This window comes from Streptomyces sp. NPDC047014, from assembly GCF_040644195.1.
Lineage (GTDB): Bacteria > Actinomycetota > Actinomycetes > Streptomycetales > Streptomycetaceae > Streptomyces.
In genome coordinates this window covers 138,733-158,691 of sequence record NZ_JBEYVX010000009.1, presented here as the reverse complement: position 1 = coordinate 158,691, position 19,959 = coordinate 138,733, and the positions used below count along the sequence as shown (strand labels likewise).

General features: G+C 73.6%; 17 protein-coding genes. 8 read left to right on the top strand and 9 right to left on the bottom strand.

The features are described from left to right. Window positions 1-166: 166 nt before the first annotated feature. From ABZ873_RS08930 to ABZ873_RS08915, 4 genes are all read left to right on the top strand, one after another. Window positions 167-1,420, top strand: coding sequence for a mannosyltransferase family protein (locus ABZ873_RS08930; protein ID WP_360867433.1), 1,254 nt, complete (start codon window positions 167-169; stop codon window positions 1,418-1,420). Between the two features lie 178 nt (window positions 1,421-1,598). Continuing rightward, window positions 1,599-2,873, top strand: coding sequence for a serine hydrolase domain-containing protein (locus ABZ873_RS08925; RefSeq protein ID WP_360867430.1), 1,275 nt, complete (start codon window positions 1,599-1,601; stop codon window positions 2,871-2,873). 56 nt (window positions 2,874-2,929) lie between these two features. Next, the gene (locus ABZ873_RS08920) at window positions 2,930-3,160 is read left to right on the top strand and encodes an antitoxin MazE7 (RefSeq protein WP_360867427.1); all 231 of its coding nucleotides are present in this window, start codon (window positions 2,930-2,932) and stop codon (window positions 3,158-3,160) included. 147 nt (window positions 3,161-3,307) lie between these two features. Beyond that, entirely contained in the window at window positions 3,308-4,138 is an 831-nt protein-coding gene (locus tag ABZ873_RS08915) for a class I SAM-dependent methyltransferase (protein ID WP_360867424.1), read from the top strand. A 57-nt stretch (window positions 4,139-4,195) separates the two neighbouring features. Here the strand turns inward: ABZ873_RS08915 and ABZ873_RS08910 are convergent, their stop codons facing one another. Further along, complete coding sequence (locus ABZ873_RS08910) at window positions 4,196-5,155, bottom strand: LysR family transcriptional regulator (protein WP_360867421.1); 960 nt, start codon at window positions 5,153-5,155, stop codon at window positions 4,196-4,198. A 174-nt stretch (window positions 5,156-5,329) separates the two neighbouring features. On the opposite strand from ABZ873_RS08910, the gene ABZ873_RS08905 reads away from it, so the two are divergent. Further along, the gene (locus tag ABZ873_RS08905; protein WP_360867489.1) at window positions 5,330-8,806 is read left to right on the top strand and encodes a M28 family peptidase; all 3,477 of its coding nucleotides are present in this window, start codon (window positions 5,330-5,332) and stop codon (window positions 8,804-8,806) included. 66 nt (window positions 8,807-8,872) lie between these two features. Here ABZ873_RS08905 and ABZ873_RS08900 read toward each other — a convergent pair whose 3' ends face one another. From ABZ873_RS08900 to ABZ873_RS08890, 3 genes are all read right to left on the bottom strand, one after another. Beyond that, window positions 8,873-9,181, bottom strand: coding sequence for a hypothetical protein (locus tag ABZ873_RS08900; protein WP_360867418.1), 309 nt, complete (start codon window positions 9,179-9,181; stop codon window positions 8,873-8,875). Window positions 9,182-9,399: 218 nt separating this feature from the next. After that, window positions 9,400-9,810: a rodlin gene (locus ABZ873_RS08895; RefSeq protein ID WP_360867415.1), complete on the bottom strand. Its 411-nt coding sequence runs from the start codon at window positions 9,808-9,810 to the stop codon at window positions 9,400-9,402. 109 nt (window positions 9,811-9,919) lie between these two features. Beyond that, on the bottom strand, window positions 9,920-10,657 hold the full coding sequence (locus tag ABZ873_RS08890; RefSeq protein ID WP_360867413.1) for a class I SAM-dependent methyltransferase: 738 nt from the start codon (window positions 10,655-10,657) through the stop codon (window positions 9,920-9,922). 118 nt (window positions 10,658-10,775) lie between these two features. Here ABZ873_RS08890 and ABZ873_RS08885 point away from each other — a divergent pair, with 118 nt between their 5' ends. Further along, window positions 10,776-12,269, top strand: coding sequence for an AMP-binding protein (locus tag ABZ873_RS08885; RefSeq protein WP_360867411.1), 1,494 nt, complete (start codon window positions 10,776-10,778; stop codon window positions 12,267-12,269). A 129-nt stretch (window positions 12,270-12,398) separates the two neighbouring features. Here the strand turns inward: ABZ873_RS08885 and ABZ873_RS08880 are convergent, their stop codons facing one another. The 4 genes from ABZ873_RS08880 to ABZ873_RS08865 form a co-directional block, all read right to left on the bottom strand. Beyond that, complete coding sequence (locus ABZ873_RS08880) at window positions 12,399-13,685, bottom strand: hypothetical protein (RefSeq protein ID WP_360867408.1); 1,287 nt, start codon at window positions 13,683-13,685, stop codon at window positions 12,399-12,401. Between the two features lie 94 nt (window positions 13,686-13,779). Continuing rightward, window positions 13,780-14,313: a hypothetical protein gene (locus ABZ873_RS08875; RefSeq protein ID WP_360867405.1), complete on the bottom strand. Its 534-nt coding sequence runs from the start codon at window positions 14,311-14,313 to the stop codon at window positions 13,780-13,782. 30 nt (window positions 14,314-14,343) lie between these two features. Then, the gene (locus ABZ873_RS08870) at window positions 14,344-14,667 is read right to left on the bottom strand and encodes a putative quinol monooxygenase (RefSeq protein WP_360867402.1); all 324 of its coding nucleotides are present in this window, start codon (window positions 14,665-14,667) and stop codon (window positions 14,344-14,346) included. A gap of 59 nt (window positions 14,668-14,726) precedes the next feature. Then, on the bottom strand, window positions 14,727-16,517 hold the full coding sequence (locus ABZ873_RS08865) for a PKD domain-containing protein (protein WP_360867399.1): 1,791 nt from the start codon (window positions 16,515-16,517) through the stop codon (window positions 14,727-14,729). Window positions 16,518-16,759: 242 nt separating this feature from the next. Between ABZ873_RS08865 and ABZ873_RS08860 the strand changes: the two genes are divergently transcribed. Next, a complete protein-coding gene (locus tag ABZ873_RS08860) occupies window positions 16,760-17,788 on the top strand; it encodes an alpha/beta hydrolase (protein ID WP_360867396.1) in 1,029 nt (342 codons plus the stop codon). 30 nt (window positions 17,789-17,818) lie between these two features. On the opposite strand, the gene ABZ873_RS08855 is transcribed toward ABZ873_RS08860, so the two are convergent. Next, window positions 17,819-18,439: a TetR/AcrR family transcriptional regulator gene (locus ABZ873_RS08855; protein ID WP_360867393.1), complete on the bottom strand. Its 621-nt coding sequence runs from the start codon at window positions 18,437-18,439 to the stop codon at window positions 17,819-17,821. Window positions 18,440-18,533: 94 nt separating this feature from the next. Here ABZ873_RS08855 and ABZ873_RS08850 point away from each other — a divergent pair, with 94 nt between their 5' ends. After that, window positions 18,534-19,958, top strand: coding sequence for an amidase (locus ABZ873_RS08850; RefSeq protein ID WP_360867390.1), 1,425 nt, complete (start codon window positions 18,534-18,536; stop codon window positions 19,956-19,958). Window position 19,959 lies beyond the last annotated feature (1 nt).

The following is a 19,959-nucleotide window of genomic DNA, read 5'->3' as shown; positions in this document are numbered from 1 at the left end:
CGCCCTCGGCAACCCGCGCCCCCAGCACGCCCCGACGCCCACGCCCCCGGCCGCAGCCCCCGCGCCTGCGGCCCCATCGCCCGCCCCCCTTCGCAGCACGCGGATACCGGCCCCGCCGCACCGGCCGAGGGTTCCGCATGTCCTTTTGACGGCCAGGAGATCACTTATGCCCGTTTCCGCCCCCCAGCGGCCGCCCGCGGCCCCCGCGATACCCGCCCCGGCGCTTCCTACCTCGTACGGGTCCCCTAGCGGGCCCCGGCCCGAGCGGCGACCCGTCCGCCGCCTCGCGCGCCGGCTGGATTCCGCCGACCGGCAGGTCCTGGGCCTCTACCTGCTCACCCGCCTCGGGATCTGGGCCACCGCCGCCGCCGTCGGCTGGCTCTTCCCCGCCGACGCACAGGCCCGGCGGCCCGCCGCCCTGCTCGCGCCCTGGCAGCAGTGGGACTGGGATCTCTACCTCCGGATCGCGCAGGAGGGCTACTTCCCCGCCGGGAACGGCCCCTGGACGCTCGGCTGGGACAACCGCGAGGCGTTCCTGCCCGGCTTTCCGCTCGCCCTGCGCGCCGTGCACACCGTGGTCCCGTCCTGGGCCGCCGCCGGAGCGCTGATCTCGTTCGTCGCGGGCGGCGTGGCCGTCCTGGCCCTGGCCCGGATCGCCCGCGACCAGCTCGCCGAGGCCGACGCGGGCCGCCGCGCGGTGGTGTTCCTGCTGGTCTCGCCCTGCGCCGTGTTCCTCGCCGCCGGCTACACCGAGGCCCTGTTCCTCGCGCTGGCCCTGCCCGCCTGGCGGGCCGCGCAGCGCGGCAGCTGGGCCGCCGCCGGGACGCTCGCCTGCCTGGCCTGTTCCGTACGGGTCAGCGGACTGTTCCTCGCCGCCGCGCTCGCCCTGCACTTCCTCCTGACCGTCCGGGACCACCGGGCCTGGCGGTCGGCCCCGTGGCTCTGCCTGCCGGCCCTCGCACCCGCGCTCTACTCCTGGTTCCTGGAGTCCCGTACCGGCGACTGGATGGCCTGGAAGCACTCCCAGGAGCGCGGCTGGTACCGCGACTTCCACACCCCCTGGGAGGCATGGTCCCACACCTGGACCGCCGCTTTCGGCCACACCCAGCCCACCGGCTACGCCCTGATGTGGCAGGCCGAACTGCTCGCCATGGTCGTGGGCCTCGTCCTGCTGGCCCTGCTCGTCCGGAAGCGCCGCTGGCCGGAGGCCGTCTACCTCCTGCTCACGCTCTGGGCGCTGGGGACCTCGTACTGGTTTACGTCCGTCCCCCGCTCCACGCTCCTGTGGTGGCCGCTGTGGATCGGCCTGGCCGCCTGGAGCGCCCGCCGGCCGCGGTTCGAGAGCGCCTACCTGTACGTCATGGGCCCGCTCTCGGTGACGGTCGCGATCACCTTCCTGACGGGCCGCTGGGCGGGCTGAGCAACCGCGTAGGACCCCCGCAGCCTCCCGCTCCGACTGGCCCGTCCGGCGCCCCTGGCGTTCCATCGAAGGACGGATACGCCCCATCCGGGCCCCGCCCCGCCGCGGGCGCTCCACGGCAGGAGGTCGCCATGGTCCTCGCACCCCGCGCCGCGCTCCCCGCAGGACGGCCGGGGCCATGACCCGGCGCGCGGGCCGCACCCGTACGGTGCTGCTGTGCACCGCGGCCCTGCTCGGCACGGCCCTGCCCGGCGGCACCACCTGGGCCGCACCCGCACCCGCACCCCCCGCCTGCGCCGCCTCCCCGAATCCGACAGGCGGCGAGGCCCGGCAGATCCAGCACATCGCCGACACGGCCCGGCGGGAGCTGGGGCTGAAAGCGGTCCTGGTCCGGGTCACCCGGGACGGGCGCGAGGTCGTCACCACCGCCCTCGGCGAGTCCATGTCCGGTGTGCCGGTCACCGCCGGCATGCACTTCCGGGCCGGTTCGGTCGCCATCGTGTACATGGGCATCGCCATGCTCCAGCTGGTCGACGAGGGCAAGGCACGGCTCGACGACCCGGTCGCGCGCTGGCTCCCCGACGCCCCGCACGCGGACCGGATCACCCTGCGCATGCTCGGCGCCTCCACCTCGGGCCTGCGCGACTACGTCCCCGATCCGAAGTTCGTCAAGGCCCTGTACGCCGACCCCTTCCGCCAGTGGACCCCGGACGAGCTGGTCGGCATCTCCGCCTCCCACCCCCTGCTCTACGAGCCGGGCACCAGCTGGAGCTATTCGCACGCGAACTTCGTCCTCCTCGGCCAGGCCCTGGAGAAGATCTCCGGCATGCCGCTGGACGCGCTGATCCGGCAGCGGATCACCGGGCCCGCCGGGCTGGCGGACACCGTCAACAGCGCCACACCCGAGATCGAGGAACCGGTCCTGCACTCCTACGACTCCGAACGCGGCGTGTACGAGGAGTCCACCTACTGGAACCCGTCCTGGACCACGGCCCCCGGCGCGGTGCTGAGCACCCACATCTGCGATCTGGCCCGCTCGGCGGAGGCCGTCGGCACGGGGCGGCTGCTCTCCCCGCGGGGATTCCGGACCCAGCTGGACCCGGGCACGGTCGGCCTGGGCGGCGATACGCCCGGCTGCCCGCCGAGGGACTGCTTCCGCCAGCTCCCGGAACGGCACTTCGGCTACGGGGTGATCGTCCAGAACGGCTGGATCCAGTCGAACCCGTCCTTCGCGGGCTACGCGGCCATCCAGGCGTACCTGCCGTCGGAGCGGCTGGCCGTCGCGGTCTCCACGACGGTCGGCCCCGAGGCGCCCGGGAACAACACGGCCCAGACCATCGCCGCCCGGATCGCCGCGCTCCTGGCGCCGGGGAACTCCCTGAGCCCCGCGGCCCCGCCGCCCGCGCCCCGGAGCTCATCGCCCTCCGGTACGACGCCCGCCCCCTCGCCGTAGGGGCGGTCCCCGGCGAACGGGCCCACGGCCGGGTCCCGGGCGCGCATACTCTCACCATGGCCGACACCACCACAGTCGAGGTCGACACCGACGTGCACGACCGGCTCTCCGTGCTCGCCGCCGCCCGCGGGCTCACCCTGCGCGCCTACCTCGGCGTACTCGCCACCGCCCAGGAGAACGAGGCCGCGCTCGTCCACGCCGCACGGGCTTTCGAGGGGGCGCTGGCGCGTCCCGGCTTCCGCGAGGGCTTCGCCCGGGACTTCGGCCCGCGCACGCCCCGCGAGTGAACCGCCGCCCGGCCGCCCCGTCCCGGCGCCGGACAGCCCGGCCGCCCGACGCCCGAAGCCCGAAGCCCGCAAGTGCCGACGTGCCGGGCCGGTGAAAGCTCCCTAGGCTCGGTGGAGGGACGCCCCGAGCCCGGGAGGACGGCTGTCATGACCGAGGCGAGCGAAGCGCGGCAGGCCGATCGCGCACTCAAGGCCAAGCACCGCGCGATGTGGGCCCTGGGCGACTATCCCTCCGTGGCCTCCCACGTCATCCCGGAGCTGGGACCGCTGCTGGTCCGCGAGTGCGGGGTGCGCACCGGGGACCGGGTGCTCGACATCGCCGCCGGCTCGGGCAACGCGGCCCTCCCGGCGGCCGAGGCCGGGGCGGACGTGGTCGCCTCCGACCTGACCCCCGATCTGCTGGAGGTCGGCCGGCACCTGGCCGCCGTACGCGGGGTGCGGCTGGAGTGGCGGGAGGCCGACGCCGAGGCCCTGCCGTTCGCGGACGGCGAGTTCGACGTGGTGATGTCCGTGGTCGGCATCATGTTCGCCCCGCACCACCGCACCGCCGCCGGGGAGATGCTGCGCGTGTGCCGGGCCGGCGGGACGGTGGGGCTGGTCAACTGGACCCCGGAGGGCTTCGTGGGCCGGCTGTTCGCCACGATGAAGCCCTTCGCTCCCCCGCCGCCGCCCGGCGCGGAGCCCCCGCCGCTGTGGGGGAACGAGGAGCATGTGCACGAGCTGCTGGGCGACGCCGTCACCGATGTGGTGACCGACCGCCGGACCGTCCGGGTGGACCGGTTCCCGGGCCCCTCGGACTTCCGCGCGTTCTTCAAGGCGTGCTACGGGCCGACGATCGCCGTCTACCGGAACGTGTCCGGCGATCCGGAGCGGGTCGCCGCGCTCGACTCCGCGCTCGACGCCCTGGCCGCCGAGCACACCGTGGACGGCGTCATGGAGTGGGAGTACCTGCTGCTCACCGCCCACCGGCAGGGCTGATCACCGCCCCCGCCCGGCCCGCCCCGCCCGCCCGGCCCGCCCCGCCCGCCCGGCCCGTCAGTCCAGCGCCGGATGCACCTCGGGATGCGCGTCCCACCACGCGCGGTGGAAGGGATTGTTGTCCACGTTCGCGACATAGGCACGGGCCGCCGCCCGGTACAGCTGCTCCGCCTGCGCCCCCGAGAGCGCCGAGCGGTTCCAGGCGAGCCGGATGCGGCCGGTGACGGGGGTGCCGACCAGCGGGCGCATGACCGTACCCTCGGCGTTGGGGGCGGTCGGCTGGCTGAGGGAGACCGCGCGGCCCGCCGCGATCAGGTCGTAGTGCATCTTGCGGTCGGCGATCCGGTAGCGCAGTGAGGGGCTGAATCCGGCCTTCGCGCAGGCGGCGGTGAGGGCTTCCGGCCCGCCGTCGTCGTCCTCCACGGGCGACATCCAGGTCTCGCCCGCGAGATCGGCCAGCTCGATCCGGTCCAGGGCCGCGAGCGGGTGGCGGGCCGACAGCCGTACGCAGAAGGGCTCCCTCGAGATCAGGGTCCGCGCCAGGGCCCCTTCCGGCAGCGGTACTTCGTGGTCGTTGACCTCGCCGTAGACGATGGCGTCGTAGCGGCCGGCGCCCAGCATCCGGGCCAGCGCGGTCACCGAGTCCTCCAGGTCCACGGCGATCTCCCGGCCGGACATGGCCAGGTCGGTCTGGGCGAGCAGGCCGTCGAGCAGGACCAGCAGGATGCAGCCGAGCCGCAGCGGGCTGTCCTGGGAGAAGGCCCGCGCCTCGGCGCCGAGGGCGTCCATCTCGCTCAGCACCCGGCGGGCCCTGGCCAGCACGAACTGGCCCAGGGCCGTGGGCTCGACGCCGGCCCGGCCGCGTACGAACAGGTCGCCGCCGGTGACCCGTTCGATGCGCCGCAGCTGGGCGGAGAGCGCCGGCTGGGACACCCCCAGCCGCCGTGCGGCGCCCCCCAGACTGCCCGCCTCCGCGATCCGCAGAACGGCTTGAAGGTGCCTCAACTCCAGCTGCATCCGGGCAGCGTACGCAGCGGGCCGCCGCCGCACCATAACGCGGGCCTTATGCCTGCCGAGATGTCCCATTCTCGTCATGTCCACGCTCATACTCGGCCGCGAACGCATCCCCGACACCCCCCACGATCGGAGTGGACGTTGCAGCCCACCAGATGGACGGCGGCCGTGGCAGCGATGGCGCTGACCGCGAGCCTCGCCGGCACCCTGGCCGGGACGGCATCGGCGGCGCCAGCGGCGCGGCCGGCCTCCTCCCCGCAGGACACCCCCGCGGCACGCGCGGTCGCGGCAGCCGACCAGGCCGTCGACAGCGGACTCGACTCACTGGTCAACTCCTCCCAGGAGCAGTACGAAAGGCGCCTCGTCACCCCCTGGGTGAAGGACCTCTTCTCGGTGTCGTACGAGCGCAGCTACCGCGGGCTGCCGGTCGTCGGCGGCGACGCGGTGGTCCTCGCCGACGGCTCCGGCAAGGTCCGCGCCCTCCAGTCCGCCTCCGCCGTGCGGATCGACATCGCGACCCGGCCCTCCGTCAGCGCGAAGGACGCCGAGACCACCTCGCGGGGCAAGCTGGCCGCGGTCGACAAGGTCGAGAGCAGCCGGCTCGTGGTCCGCCTCAAGGACGACAAGCCCGTACTGGCCTGGGAGACCGTGCTGAGCGGGCGTACCAGGACCGCGCCCAGCAAACTGCACGTCTTCGTCGACGCCCGCACCGGCGCCTTCGTCGACAGCTACGACGACGTGGTGGCGGGCACCGGCAACAGCAAGTGGAACGGCCCCGGCCCGATCAGCATCGACACCACCTCCTCGGGCTCCACCTTCACCCTGCGCGACCCGAGCCGGACCGGCCTCAGCTGCGCGGACTACAGCACCGGCACGGTCTTCTCGAAGTCCTCCGACTCCTGGGGCACCGGCAACCCCACGAGCAAGGAGACCGGCTGCGTCGACCTGATGTTCGCGGCGCAGAAGCAGTGGGACATGCTCGGCCAGTGGCTGGGCCGCAACGGCGTCAGCGGCAACGGCCGCAGCTTCCCGGCCAAGGTCGGGCTGAACGACCTGAACGCCTACTGGGACGGCAGCTCGGTCACCATCGGCCGCAACAGCGCCAACGAGTGGATCGCCGGCGTGGACGTGGTGGCCCACGAGTACGGGCACGCCATCGACACCAACACCCCCGGCGGCACCAGCGGCCAGGAGGCCGGGCTCGGCGAGGGCACCGGTGACATCTTCGGCGCGCTCACCGAGGCGTACATCAACCAGCCCGCCCCCTACGACACCCCCGACTACACGGTCGGCGAGGTCATCAACCTCCAGGGCCGCGGGCCGATCCGCAACATGTACAACCCGCCGGCGGTCAACAACGACCCGGCCTGCTACAGCTCGGCGATACCCGGCACGGAGGTGCACGCGGCGGCCGGTCCCCTGAACCACTGGTTCTACCTCCTGGCCGAGGGCACCAACCCCGGCGGCGGCAAGCCCAGCAGCAGCACCTGCAACCAGACCAGCCTGACCGGTGTCGGCATCCAGAACGCCGGCAAGATCTTCTACGGCGGCATGCTGCTCAAGACCAGCGGCATGAGCTACAAGAAGTACCGGACGGCGACGCTCAGCGCCGCCAAGTCCCTGGACGCGACCTGCGACCTCTTCACCCGGACGAAGGCGGCGTGGGACGGCATCAGCGTGCCCGCCCAGTCCGCCGACCCGACGTGTACGCCGAGCGGTCAGAACAACGACTTCTCGATGTCGCTGAACCCGTCCTCCGGCACCGTCCAGCAGGGCGCCTCCGTCACCACCACGGTCGGTACCGCCGTCACCACCGGCACCGCCCAGTCGGTGACGCTGACCGCGTCCGGTCTGCCCGCCGGGGTGACCGCCTCGTTCAACCCGGCGACCGTGCAGTCCGGTCAGTCCTCGGTGCTGACCCTCACCGCCACCTCCAACGCGGCGCCCGGCAGCTCGACCGTCGTGGTCAAGGGCCAGGGCGCGGCCCTGTCGCACACCGTCGACTACACGCTGAACGTCGGCGGGACCCAGCCCGGCAACGACCCGCCGGACATCGACGTCGCCAAGGTGCAGGCCCACCTGGCGCAGTTCCAGACCATCGCCTCCCAGAACGGCGGCAACCGCCGTGCGGGCAGCGCCGGTTACACGCAGTCCCTGGCCTATGTGAAGGGCAAGCTCCAGGCCGCCGGCTACACGGTCACCGAGCAGAACTGCTCCTCCTGCACCTACCCGTCGAACAACCTGATCGCCGACTGGCCGGGCGGCCCCGCCGACCAGACCGTCATGTTCGGCGCGCACCTGGACGGCGTATCGGCCGGACCCGGCATCAACGACAACGGTTCGGGCTCCGCGACCCTGCTGGAGAACGCGCTCGTCCTCGCCCAGAAGAACCCGACGATGACCAAGCACGTGCGCTTCGCCTGGTGGACCGACGAGGAGCAGGGCCTCAACGGCTCCCGCTTCTACGTCAACAGCCTGAGCAGCGCGCAGCGTTCGGCCATCAAGGGCTACTACAACTTCGACATGGTCGGCTCCACCAACGGCGGCTACTTCATCAACAACGTCAACTCCGCCACCGCCGCCCCGCTGAAGGCGTACTGGACCTCGCTCAACCTCGCCCCGGAGGAGAACACCGAGGGCCAGGGCCGCAGTGACGACTACTCCTTCCAGCAGGCCGGGATCCCGACCTCCGGTTACGCGGCCGGCGCCAGCGCCCGCAAGACCTCGGCGCAGGCCACCAAGTGGGGCGGTACCGCCAACGCGGCCTACGACCCCTGCTACCACAGCTCCTGCGACACCAGTAACAACATCAACGCCACGGTGCTGAACCGCAGCGCCGACGGCGTGGCCTACGCCGTCTGGAAGCAGGCCGTCGGCGGCGAGACCCCCGCGCAGGACTTCTCCATCGGCGTCAGCCCCTCCGCGGGCAGCGCGGCTCCCGGCGGTTCGGTCTCGGCGACGGTGAACACCGCCACCGTGAGCGGCGCCGCACAGAACGTGGCCCTGTCCGTGTCCGGCGCGCCGGGGGGCGCGACCGCCACGCTCAGCCCGACGTCCGTGCAGTCCGGCAGCTCCTCGACCCTGTCCGTCCAGGTGGGCGCGAGCACCGCGCCCGGCACCTACACCCTGACGGTCACCGGCTCGGGCACCGTCAGCCACACCACCACCTACACGCTGACGGTGACGGGCGGCGGCGGTTCCTGCACCCCGCGCCAGGTCGTGGTGAACGGCGGCTTCGAGAACGGCTCCAGCCCGTGGAACGCCACCTCGGGCGTGATCACCAACCAGGCGGGCCAGGCCCCGCACGGCGGCAGCTACAAGGCGTGGATGAACGGGTACGGCTCCCCGCACACCGACAGCGCCGCACAGGCCGTGGCCATCCCGACGGGCTGCTCCGCGTACCGGCTCTCGTTCTTCCTGCACATCGACACGGACGAGAACGAGAACGTCGCCTACGACCGGTTCACGGTGACGGTGGCGGGCCAGACGCTGGCGTCCTTCTCCAACCTGGACGCGGCCTCCGGTTATGCCGAGAAGTCCTACGACCTCTCGGCCTTCGCGGGCCAGACCGTGACCCTGCGGTTCAACGGCGTGGAGGACCAGTCCCTCCAGACCTCGTTCGTCGTGGACGACGTCACGGTCCAGGTGAGCTGAGGCAGCAGGCTCCTCCCCGGTCCGTCCGGCCCGGCCCGGTCCCCGCGTGCGGGGGCCGGGCCGGGCTCATGCGCCGGGAGCGGCCGTGCCCCGGTCCTGGCCACGCTCCTGGCCCCGGTCCGGGGCGATCATGGCGACGAGTCCGTAGTCCAGCTCGGCGCCGTCGACGAGCAGGGCCTCGACCGTGCGCGTCTCCGGGTCGATGTCGGCCTCCACGCCCTGACCGCGGTAGTGGGGGTAGCCCGAGACGCCCCGTTCTCCGGTCGCCTCGACGGTCGCGGCCCGCAGGGCGCGGTCGGCCGGATCGGCGCCGCGCAGGTTCTCGATGTGCTCGGGCACCAGCAGGATCTCGAAGCTCTGCGGCTCAGTGGTCATGTCCCGACGCTACCGGATCAGCCGCTTCCGGCACGGTCTCACACGTCCGGGAAGGCCGTGCGGCCCCCCGCCTCGGGAGGGCGGGGGGCCGCACATGGGGTCCGGTGACCGCAAAGAACGGGGGGATGGTCTTCGGGCTCTCGGATCCCGGGGAACAAGCCGGGGCCCCGGGCACTCGCGCAGGCGTCGGAGGCCCCGGCTCGCAGGAGGGTACTGCGTCAGCTGCCGGCGGACAGGTTGCCCGACAGGACCGGGATGTTGTCCAGGATGTGGGAGAGCGGCTCGTCGCCCTTGGCCTGGGTGGAGTTCTCGGTGCACTGCTGGTTCTGCGGGTTGGACAGGACGTTGATGTCCTGGACACCGACGTTGACCAGGGCGAGGATCGACTGGGCGTTGACCTTCGCGGGCAGGCCGATGCAGGGCTTGTTCAGGGTGCCCTGGACGAGGCCGAGCTGCGGGCTCTGGTCGCCGTGGGTCTTCTGGTTGCCGTACGCCTGCACGGCGCCGTTGCCGTTCACGGTGCTGACGCCGTTGTCGTTGCCGATGGCCATGGCCGGAGCGGCCACGGCGGCACCCGCGCCGACGATGGAGGCGGTGGCGGCGGCGGTGGCCATAATCTTCTTCAGCATCAGTGGTCCTTGGTCCTTCGAATGACAAGTGCATGGGGCTGAGCGTCTTGATCAACGCTCGGGTCCGCCGCTGGTTGCGTTGCTTCACCCGATCGGCCGCATCCGGCGCTCACCCGCTGCGTACGGCCAGGTTCAGCTCCACGACGTAGTGCTCCTCCACCCAGCCGTCAGGGAAACGTTCCCTCAGGATCTCGTGCTCGTCGGCCAGGAAGTCGTCCGTGCCCGGCTCCCCGATGAGGAAGAGGGAGTGCGTGGACAGCTTCGCCAGGTGCGTGCCGACCGGGACGCGGCGCGACCACGACAGCCGGTGGTCGGTGAAGCGCAGCCCCTCCTGGGAGCGGGCCCGCTCGTTGATGTACCAGCCGGGGCCGAACCGCGCCTCGATGCGCTTCTGCTGCTCCGCGATCCAGCCCACGCCCACGTCCGGGTCGTTCTGCCAGACGGCCAGCGCCCCGCCGGGGCGCAGCACCCGCAGTGCCTCGGGGACGGCCCGGTCGGGGTCGGTCCAGTGCCACGACTGCGCGTAGGTCAGCAGGTCCAGGCAACCGGAGGCCAGCGGCAGCCGGTTGCCGTCGGCGCGGACCAGCGGGGTGGCGGGATTGCGCCGCCGGAACTCCTCGGCCATGCCCTCCCCGGGCTCCACCGCGACCACGCGGGCCCCGCGCCGCTCCAGGAGCGCGGTGGCGATGCCCGTACCCGCTCCCACATCGGCGACGCGGGCGCCGGCCAGGGGGAAACCGATGAGGCGGGCCAGCAGATCGAAGAGTGCGGGTGGGTAGGAGGGCCGGTGGGCGGCGTAGCGCGCGGCGGCGGAACCGAAGGAACGAGCACGGGATTCGTTCGTCATGGCGCCCATGATGCCGAGCGGCCCGGCGCCGGGGCAGGGGGCCGCCGGGGTGGTGGCGGAGAGGCCGCGCGGTGGGGCTCGTAGCATCGGCCGCGGGACACGGAGAGGCGGGAGGCCGATGGTGGCAGCACGGTATGTCACGGAGCTGGTGGGTGCGTTGGAGCGGTACGGGGACCGGCCCGCGCTCGGCGCCGGGCCGGTGGTGCTGGAGTACCGGGAGGTGCTGGAGGGGTCCCTGCGGCTGGCCGGTGAGCTCTCCGACGCGGGGATCGGGCGCGGCTCGGGGCTGGCCTGCGTGGCGGGCACCAACCGGTACGAGGTGCTGCTCGTACGGATCGCCGCGCATCTGCTGGGCGCGCGGCTGACGCAGGTCGTCGCCGGGCCGGCCCTGTACGGGCTGGACTTCATCCTGCGGGACTGCCGGCCGGACCTGGTGGTGCACGACGTACCGGTACCGGACACGGGCGCGCCGCGGCTCGGCCTGGAGGACCTGCTCCGGCGGGCGGAGCGGCGTACCGCCGGGCCGGTGGAGGTGCGGGCGCGCGACGAGGACGTGGCGCGGGTGACGTACACGGGCGGGACCACGGGACGGCCGAAGGGCGTGGCCTCCACCTTCGGGGCGATGGCGGCGCGGAACACCGGGCGGGCGGCGGACCGGGCCGAGACGGCCTATCTGTCGGTGACCTCGCTGGCGCAGCGGTCGGGCGGGCGGGCCCTGGAGCAGTTGCGGGCCGGCGGGCGGGTGGAGGTCCTGGAGCCGTTCGGGCCGCGGGAGTTCGCGGCGGCCTGTCTGCGGCTGCGGCCGGTGTCCACGTACCTGACCACTTCGATGGTGTACCGGCTGCTGGACGATCCGGCGACCGCGCACGGGATCCCGGGGCTGGAGATGATCTCGTACGGGGATTCGCCCGTCCTCCCGGAGCGGCTGCGGGAGGCGGTGACCCGCTGGGGCGGGCGGTGGCGGCAGGGGTACGGGACGAACGAGGCGGCGGTGATCTGCCGGCTGACCCCCGCCGACCACGAGGCCGGGGCGCACGGCGGGCGGCCGGAGCTGCTGGCGTCGGTGGGGCGTCCGGTGGAGGGGGTGCGGGTCGAGGTGCGCGACGGGCGCGGCCACGCCCTGCCGGCCGGGCGGACGGGCGAGGTGTGGACGCGGTCGGCGGCGACGATGGACGGCTACTGGGGCCGGCCCGCGCTCACGGCGGAGGTGCTGCGGGACGGCTGGCTGCGGACGGGGGATCTCGGGCATGTGGACGAGGCGGGCTATGTGTACCTCGACGACCGGGCCGAGGACGTGGTGATGGTCGACGGGAACAATGTGTACTGCCTGCCGGTGGAGGCGGCGCTCACCCGGCATCCCGGTGTGGCGCAGGCGGTCGTGGTGGGGCGGCACAGCGATCTCACCGGCGAGGAACTGTGCGCCTTCCTGGTGGCGCCGACGGGCGGCGCTCCGGGGCCCGAGGTGGCCGGTGAGGCGTGCGACCTGGTGGAGAAGGCCCTGGCCCCGGTGCACCGGCCGACGGCCGTGTTCTGGGTCCCGGAGGTCCCGCTGACGGCCCGGGGCAAGCCGGACCGGCGGGTGCTGCGCGAGCGGGTGGCGGGGCGGGGGTAGCAGGGGCTGCCGGGGTGGTGGGCGGCGCGCAGGCTGCGGGTTCGGCGCAGCAGGAAGCTGTGCAGGGCGTCCAGGTGCCGGCGGGTGATTCGGTCGGCGGGGATCTCGGCGGGCCGCCGGTGCGGGGGGTCAGACAGCGGCACCGGGGGTCCTCCAGCGGCGGATCCCCAGGGCGGAGAGTTCTACGAGCTCCCCGCGCGCGGGGTCGTGGTGGGTGGGCCGGAAGCCGGGGAGGCTGCCGAGGCGGGTGCCTGCGGCCGGGTCCCAGATGTCGAGCCCGGCCTCGGAGGCGGTGTACAGCAGGCCGTCCGCGGCGAAGAACCGGCCCTCGGGCCCGCCGAAGGCGGCGGTCTCGACGGGGTCGGTGCCGTCGCGGCCGGGGGCGGCGAGGTCGAAGACGCGGGCGCCCGGGGCCTTTTCGAGATCGTCCTCGCCGAGCCAGCCCAGGACCAGGCGGTCCTCGTCGAGCCAGACGACGGGCCGGTCCCAGAGGTACGCGCAGTCCGGCAGCGTGGACCAGCCGATGTCCCCCTCCCAGGCCCTTTCGCCCTCGGTGAGCCACTGCGTGAGGTTCCAGGCGACGGTCCGGCCCACGGGGCTCCACAGCCAGGCGTCCGAGGCGAGCCTGGTCCCCGCCGGGCTGGGGTGCAGGGCGCCGTGGAAGTAGCCGGACCAGGCGGAGGCGGGATCGTCCGCGGGCAGCCGGACCAGCCGCTCGCCGGTGGCCGGGTCGGCGACCTCGATGACGCTCCAGTTGGTGCGGTGGAGGACGAGGGCGCGGCCCTCGTGCTCGCTGAACGCCAGGGAGAAGGGAACGGTGTTGCTGTGGTAGCCGTCGTTCTCCAGCGCGAGCGTGACGGCGCCGGTCGCGAGGTCGAAGACCTCTCCCCGGCGGCCGTGGTCGACGACGACGGCGGCGAAGGCGCCGTCGCGGGAGGCGTGCAGCCGCAACGCCTGCTCGTGGCCGCACCAGGGCTCGGCGTCCGCCGGGACGCTGACACCGGTCCGGGCGACCTCCGCGCACGTGCCCGCCTCGGGATCCCAGCGCAGCAGGCGCCCGTCCCCGCTGAGCAGCACGAACCCGCCGTGCACGGGCGCGATGTCCACGACCTCACCGGCCTCCTCGGGCAGCGGGGTGGCCGTCACCGTCCCGGCGACGGGCCGGGGGGCATCCACCACCTCCGGCCGCCCCAGAACACCGAGCGAGCCGCCTTCGGAGGCGTAGAAACACTCCTCGCACACCTCCCCCGCCACGGCGGCATCCGCCTCGGGCCGGCACTTCCCGCACAGACGGCGCCGCTCGACGCCGTGGCCGGTGTAGTGGAGGTAGTGGTCGAGGGCCGCGGTGGCGGTCCGGATGTGCTCGCAGACGGGGACGCCGTAGGCGGGCGCGTCGTGGCCGCAGCTGAGGGGCATGGTGAGGACTCCTTGGTGAGGGGGTGACGGATGATCACCCTCTCACCGTCCTCTTGGCGTCCACTTGGCATTTACCGGCCGGGGCCGCGCCGGCTCATCCTCCGGTCCTCGAACCGAGTTCGCCGGGCTTTTTCGGTACCCACGGGTGCACGGTGGTGGCCTCCTCGGGGGTGGGCTCGTCCATCGTCACGCGCCAGACGTCCTTGTCGTCCACCCTGGTGGCCCGGACCTGGATCTGCTTGATCTGGCCGGTGTCGTGCAGGTAGAGCACGACCTCCTGCCGGAGCGACCCCTCGTCGTAGAACTCGGCGGTCACCTTGCCCCGGGCCCCCTTGCCGAAGGCCGCGATCCAGTTCGCGGCCGTCTTCTCGGGAACGCCCTTCTCCTCCTTGTCGGCCACCAGCGCGGCCAGCTCATCGGCCTTCCCGTCGGCCATCCGCCACACCACCTGCTGGGTGATCCCGAGCGATCCGGTGGACGGATACCCGACGACGGCGAGCGCCGGATGACTGCCGTAGTCCCCGGCGTACGCCACGTCCTCGGCGTCATAACCGGAGGAGCAGCCGGCCAGCATCCCGGCCACCGTCACGGCAACGGCCACCATCCGCAGGCCCGCTCCTGCTCTCATCGGAACCTCCGCAGGTTCAGCCGCCGGGGACTAGTCGACCTCGAGTTCGCCCATGCGGCTCCAGCCCGTGGCGCCTTCGATGGTGGTGCTGACGATTTCCGGTGTGCGGGTCACCAGCGGGCGCATGGTTTCCAGGGCGGTGCGGAAGTGGTCGGAGGTGACGTGGGCTTCGGCGGCGTCGTCCTGGAACGCCTCGACCAGGACATAGGTGTGCGGGTCCTCCAGGCTGCGGGACCATTCGAACCAGAGGTTGCCCGGTTCGGCGCGGGTGGCCTCGGTGAATGCCTTGACCGTGTCCGGCCAGGCGTCGACGTGCTCGGGCTTGACGGGGAATTTCACCACGATGAAGATCATTCGCGCATTCTACGCAGGCCCGGGGGCGGCGCGGGCCCGTGCGCGCCGCCCCCGGGGGCTCACTTCGACTGGTAGACGCCGAAGACGTCGAGCACGAGGTCCGCGTCCTGGTAGCCCTGGTTCCAGAAGGTGATGACGCCGTGTTCGCCGTCGGCCGCCTGGACCAGGTTCGGGACGGTGTCCCCCTCCGTCCAGTTCAGGGTGGAGGAGCCGGGGCGCGCCGGGGCGGGGGCGGCCGGGCCGCCTTCCGCCGGCAGCGGGCCGGGGCTCGGGGCCACCGAGAGGAAACCGGTGCCGGCCGTCTCGGTGACGGTGGCGTTCAGGACGTACGCCTCGACGCCCTCCGCCGCCTCCGGCGTGAAGCCCTGCGTGATGTACTCGCGGGCCCGGAAGCGGCCGCCGGGCCAGCCGTACGCCTCCTCGCGGGTGTCGAGCGTACGGAACGGGGAGAAGGGCAGGAAGGCGGCCTTGCTGTCCTTGCTGTAGTAGCCGACGACGTCGACCACGACGTGCGCCGCGTGCCAGGACCCGTTGAAGATCTTGACCGTGCCGTCGGCGGCCACCGGCACGATCACCGCGTTGGCCACCGTCTGGCCCCGTACGAAGTTGAGGTTCGACGCCGTCGGGGCGGCGCCGCCGCCCGAGTAGGCGGTGAGGTGACCGGGCCCGTCCGGTTCGGTGACCGTGACGTTCAGCGCGACGGCGGAGATCCCCTGCGGCACCGCCTGCAGGCCGCCGATCCGGGTCGTGAAGGCGCTGCGGGCGGCGAGCTTGCCACGCGCCGTGCCCAGGCCCTCGCGGGTGTCCACGAAGCGGGCGGGCGTCATCGAGGTGTAGCCGTCGGCCTTGGCGCGGGTGAAGTAGCCGGTGACGTCGGCGATCAGGTCGACGGGCTGCGGACCGCCGTTGTAGAGCTCCACGTACCCGTCCTCGCCGACCGGGACGATCACCAGGTTCGGCACGGACTTGCCCGGCGTGTAGTTCAGGTTCGAGGTGCCGGGGCGGTCGTAGCCCGCTCCGGGCCAGGCGGTGACGAACCCGCTGTCGACGGTCTCGGTGACCGTGACGTTGAGGGCCACGGCGGTGACGCCCGCCGGGATCGCGGCGTTCCCGGCGATCTTCACCCGGGCCGAGCCCTGCCCGGCGACCTTGCCGAGGGCCGCGCCGGTGCCGTCGCGGGTGTCGAGGAGCCGGGTGGGGGTGTGGGGCGTGAAGTCGGCGCCGGGGGTGAGGAAGGCGCCGCCGTTCACGGCCTGGACGCCGTTGGCGGTGTCGGTCACGGTGACCTTCACCTGGTACTCGCCGGATTTGTCGTACGTGTGTGAGCGGCGCACCTCCTCGTTGCCTCGGGCGGTGAGCGTGTCGGTCCTGCCGTCGCCCCAGTCGATGACGACGCCGAGCGCGAAGTCGGCGCTGGTGATCAGGGCGGTGAGGTCGATGCCGTGGGCGGTGTAGCTGGTGCCGCTGACGTCCACGGCGAGCCCGGCGTTGGCCCCGGTGTCGGCCGCGGCGGCCGGAGCGGCTTGCGCGTCCGGGGCGGCTTGAGCGGCTTGAGCGGCTTGAGCGGCGGGCCCGGCTTGAGCGGCCGGGGCGGCTTGAGCGGCCTGAGCCGTCTGCGGCGCCGCCGCCCTGGCGTTCGGCTGCGTGCTCGCCTTGGCCTTCCCGCCCGCGGCCGGCAGGGCGGTACGGACCGTGCGGTCGGCCGGGCTGTGGAAGCCCTCGGAGGTGGACGCCTTGGCCATGGCCTCGGCCACCCCCGCCGCGACGGGTACGGGTACAGGTACGGGATCCGCCGCCAGCGCGGCTCCCGGGATGATGCCGAGACCGGCCGCCACGAAGGCAGCGGTCATTACGAGTCGGTGGTTGCGCACCGGCCCCCCAGTTGTGGTGATGAGCGAAGAGTGGCCACCGTAGGGAAGGTTCCGGCCAGGGGTCACGGCGTCCTGACGGGATTCACTCCATAGGGGCCACGGCTTTACCGGCTGTGCGGTTTACGATCGACAAAGGGCTCTCGGGGGACACAACTTCACAGCGCGTGCAGTGTGCGGAACACCCCTCCGGCGGCCGGTGTCCAGGTGGTTCACTGGGCCGTATGGACCCCGCGCAGCCCTCCCCCGCCCGGTCCGGGCCGACGCCCGGCGCGGTGCCGCCGTTCGATTCGGAGCTGCGCGCGGCGTTGACGGTGCCGGGTGACGGGCCCTGGGAGCCGATCACCCCGGACAACCTGGCGGCCGTCCTGGAGCGGGATCGCGCCACCCGGTCCCGGCCCGCCCTCGCGGAACTCGGCGCGGACGGCCTCTTCGACGTGGCGGAGCTACGGGCCCCCGGACCGCCCGGCGCGCCCGAGGTCACGCTCGTCAGCGCCCGGCCCGCCGGTACGGCCGGACCGCTGCCGGTGCTCTACTACATGCACGGCGGCGGCATGGTCATGGGCAACGCCCCGTCCGTGCTCCCGAAGCTGCTGCGCGACTGGGCGCTCCCGCTGGGGCTGGCCGTGGTGTCCGTCGAGTACCGGCTGGCACCGGGCACCCGCTACCCCGGGCCGCTGGAGGACTGCTACGCCGGGCTCGTGTGGCTGGCCGCTCACGCCGCCGGGCTCCGCCTGGACGCGGAGCGCGTGGTCATCGGCGGCAAGAGCGCGGGCGGCGGCCTGGCCGCCGCGCTCGCCCTGCTCACCCGGGACCGCGGCGGGCCCGTACCGATCGGGCAGCTGCTCCTGTGCCCGATGCTCGACGACCGCGGCCGGACCTTCTCCAGCCACCAGATGGCCGGGGTCGACACCTGGGACCGGACCTCCAACGCGACCGCCTGGCAGGCCCTGCTGGGCGAGCGCTACGGCGCCCCGGACCTGCCCCCGTACGCCGCTCCGGCGCGGGCCACCGATCTGTCCGGGCTGCCCCCGGCCTATATCGACGTCGGCTCGGCGGAGACCTTCCGGGACGAGGGGGTGGCGTACGCCGACGCCCTCTGGCGGGCCGGCGGCCGGGCCGAACTGCACGTGTGGCCGGGCGCGTTCCACGGCTTCGACTCCCTCGCACCGCTCGCCGCCCTCACCCGGGACGCCCATGAGGCCCGCACGCGCTGGCTCCGGCGGATCCTGGGCGTGCCCGAGGCCGGCTGACTCCTCTGCCGCCGCTCTCCCGCGCGCCCGTCAGGCCGTTTCCGGGGCTTCCGCGCCCTCCCACAGCCTGCTCAGGTGCGTGTGCAGCACCTCCTGGGCCTCCGCCGCGCCGAGATGCCCGATGAGCACGTGCGTGGTGAGCCCGTCCGCGAGGGCGAGCAGCGCGCGGGCCTCCCGTACCGCGTCCACGGGTGCGGACGGACGGCCGGTGGCGGCGCGGGCTTCGGAGACGAGGCCGGTGAACAGCTCCTGGAGGGCGGCGTAGTTCGCCCGCAGCACCTCCGCGAGGCCCTGGTCGACGGCGGCCTGGGCGAGGAAGGCGAGCCAGACGCGGGCCTCCGCGCGGTGCTCCGCGTCGAGCAGCGCGATCTCGGTGGCCGCGTGCCCGAGCGCCGAGGCCGCCGACTGGGCGGGGCTGCGGACCAGGCGCGCCTGTACCCGCTCGCCGATCCGGCGGCCGATGGCCCCGAGGGCGAACAGCAGCATCTCCTCCTTGGTACGGAAACACCGCTGGACGGCGCCCATGGACACCTCGGCGCGGGCGGCGACGTCGCGCAGGGTCACACCCTCCAGCCCGCGCTCGTCCGCGAGCCGGCAGACGGCGTCGGCGATGAGTCGGCGCCGGCTCTCGTGGTCCACCTGTCTGGGCATGCCCTCACTTTATCCGATGCGCCCGCATCGGATCTCCGGCTAAGGTTCCGATGCAAGCGCATCGGAACAGGACCGGACAGGGAGCGTGCACGACATGGGAGAAGAGCTGTGGCGGTGGCCGGCCACCGCGCAGGCGGCGGCCGTGCGGAGCGGTGAGGTGTCCGCCGTCGAGCTGGCCGCGAGCCATCTGGAGCGCATCGCGGCGGTCAATCCCCGGGTCAACGCGGTCACCCAGCTCATGGCGGAGGGCGCTCTCCGGGACGCGGCCGCCATCGACCGCCGGAGGGCCGCCGGTGAGGCCCTGGGGCCGCTCGCGGGCGTGCCGTTCACGGTGAAGGAGACCACGGCGGTGGAGGGCGTACCGACCACCTACGGGGTATGGCGCTTCCGCGATCTGACGGCGGCGGCCGACGCGCCCCCGGTGGCGCGGCTGCGGGCCGCGGGGGCGGTCCCGATCGGGCACGCGAACGTACCCACACTGATCCTGGCCGGGATGCACACGCGCAGCGAGCTGTTCGGGGACACCGTCAACCCCTGGGATCCGGGCCGGACTCCGGGCGGCAGCAGCGGGGGCGACGCGGTGGCCGTCGCGACGGGCATGGCGGCCCTCGGCCTCGGCAACGACTCGGGCGGCTCGATCCGCGTCCCGGCGCAGTTCTGCGGGGTGGCGGGGCTGAAACCGACCACCGGGCGCTTCCCCGCCGACCACCGCTTCCTCGGCCCCGAGGACCCGGGCCCGGCCTCGCAGCTGCTGGTCACGGACGGCCCGCTGGCCCGCACGGTGGGCGATCTGCGGCTGGCGTACGAGGCGTTGGCGGGAGCGGACCCGCGCGATCCGCGGGCCGTACCGGTGCCCGCGTACGGGGAAGCCCTCCCCGGGCCGGTGAAGGTCGCGGTGGTGGCGGACCCGGGCGGGCACGGGGTGCACCCGACCGTGCGGGCGGCCGTCGAGCGCGCGGCCGAGGCGCTGCGGGCCGCCGGGTACGACGTGCGCGAGGTGGCCGACGTACCACGGCTGGACGAGGCGCTGGAGGCGTACGGCCGGATCACGCTGGCCGAGTTCGCCCCGAGCTGGCCGGCGGTGCGCGGGCTGCTGGGTGAGGGCGGGGACCGGTACATCGGGATGCTGATGGAGGAGACCCCTCCGGCGAGCGCGGCGGAACTGATCGGGCTGATGGGCACCTGGCTGAACATCCGCCGCTCGTGGGCCGCGTTCCTGGACGAGTACCCGCTCCTGCTCGGCCCGTCCTTCACGGAGCCGCCGGTCGAGCCGGGGCTGGAATCCCGCGACCGGGCGGGGCGGGACCGGGTCACCTCGGCCATGCGGCTGTGCACGGCGACCAGCTTCGTGGGCGTGCCTGCGGTGGCCGTGCCGACGGGGGTCGCGGACGGACTGCCCTGCGGGGTGCAGATCGTGGGCCGCGCCTTCCGGGAGGACCTGTGCCTGGCGGCGGCGCAGGCGGTGGAGGACCGGCTGGGTGTCCTGGCCCCGGTGGACCCGCGGGGGCGGCCGGAATGAA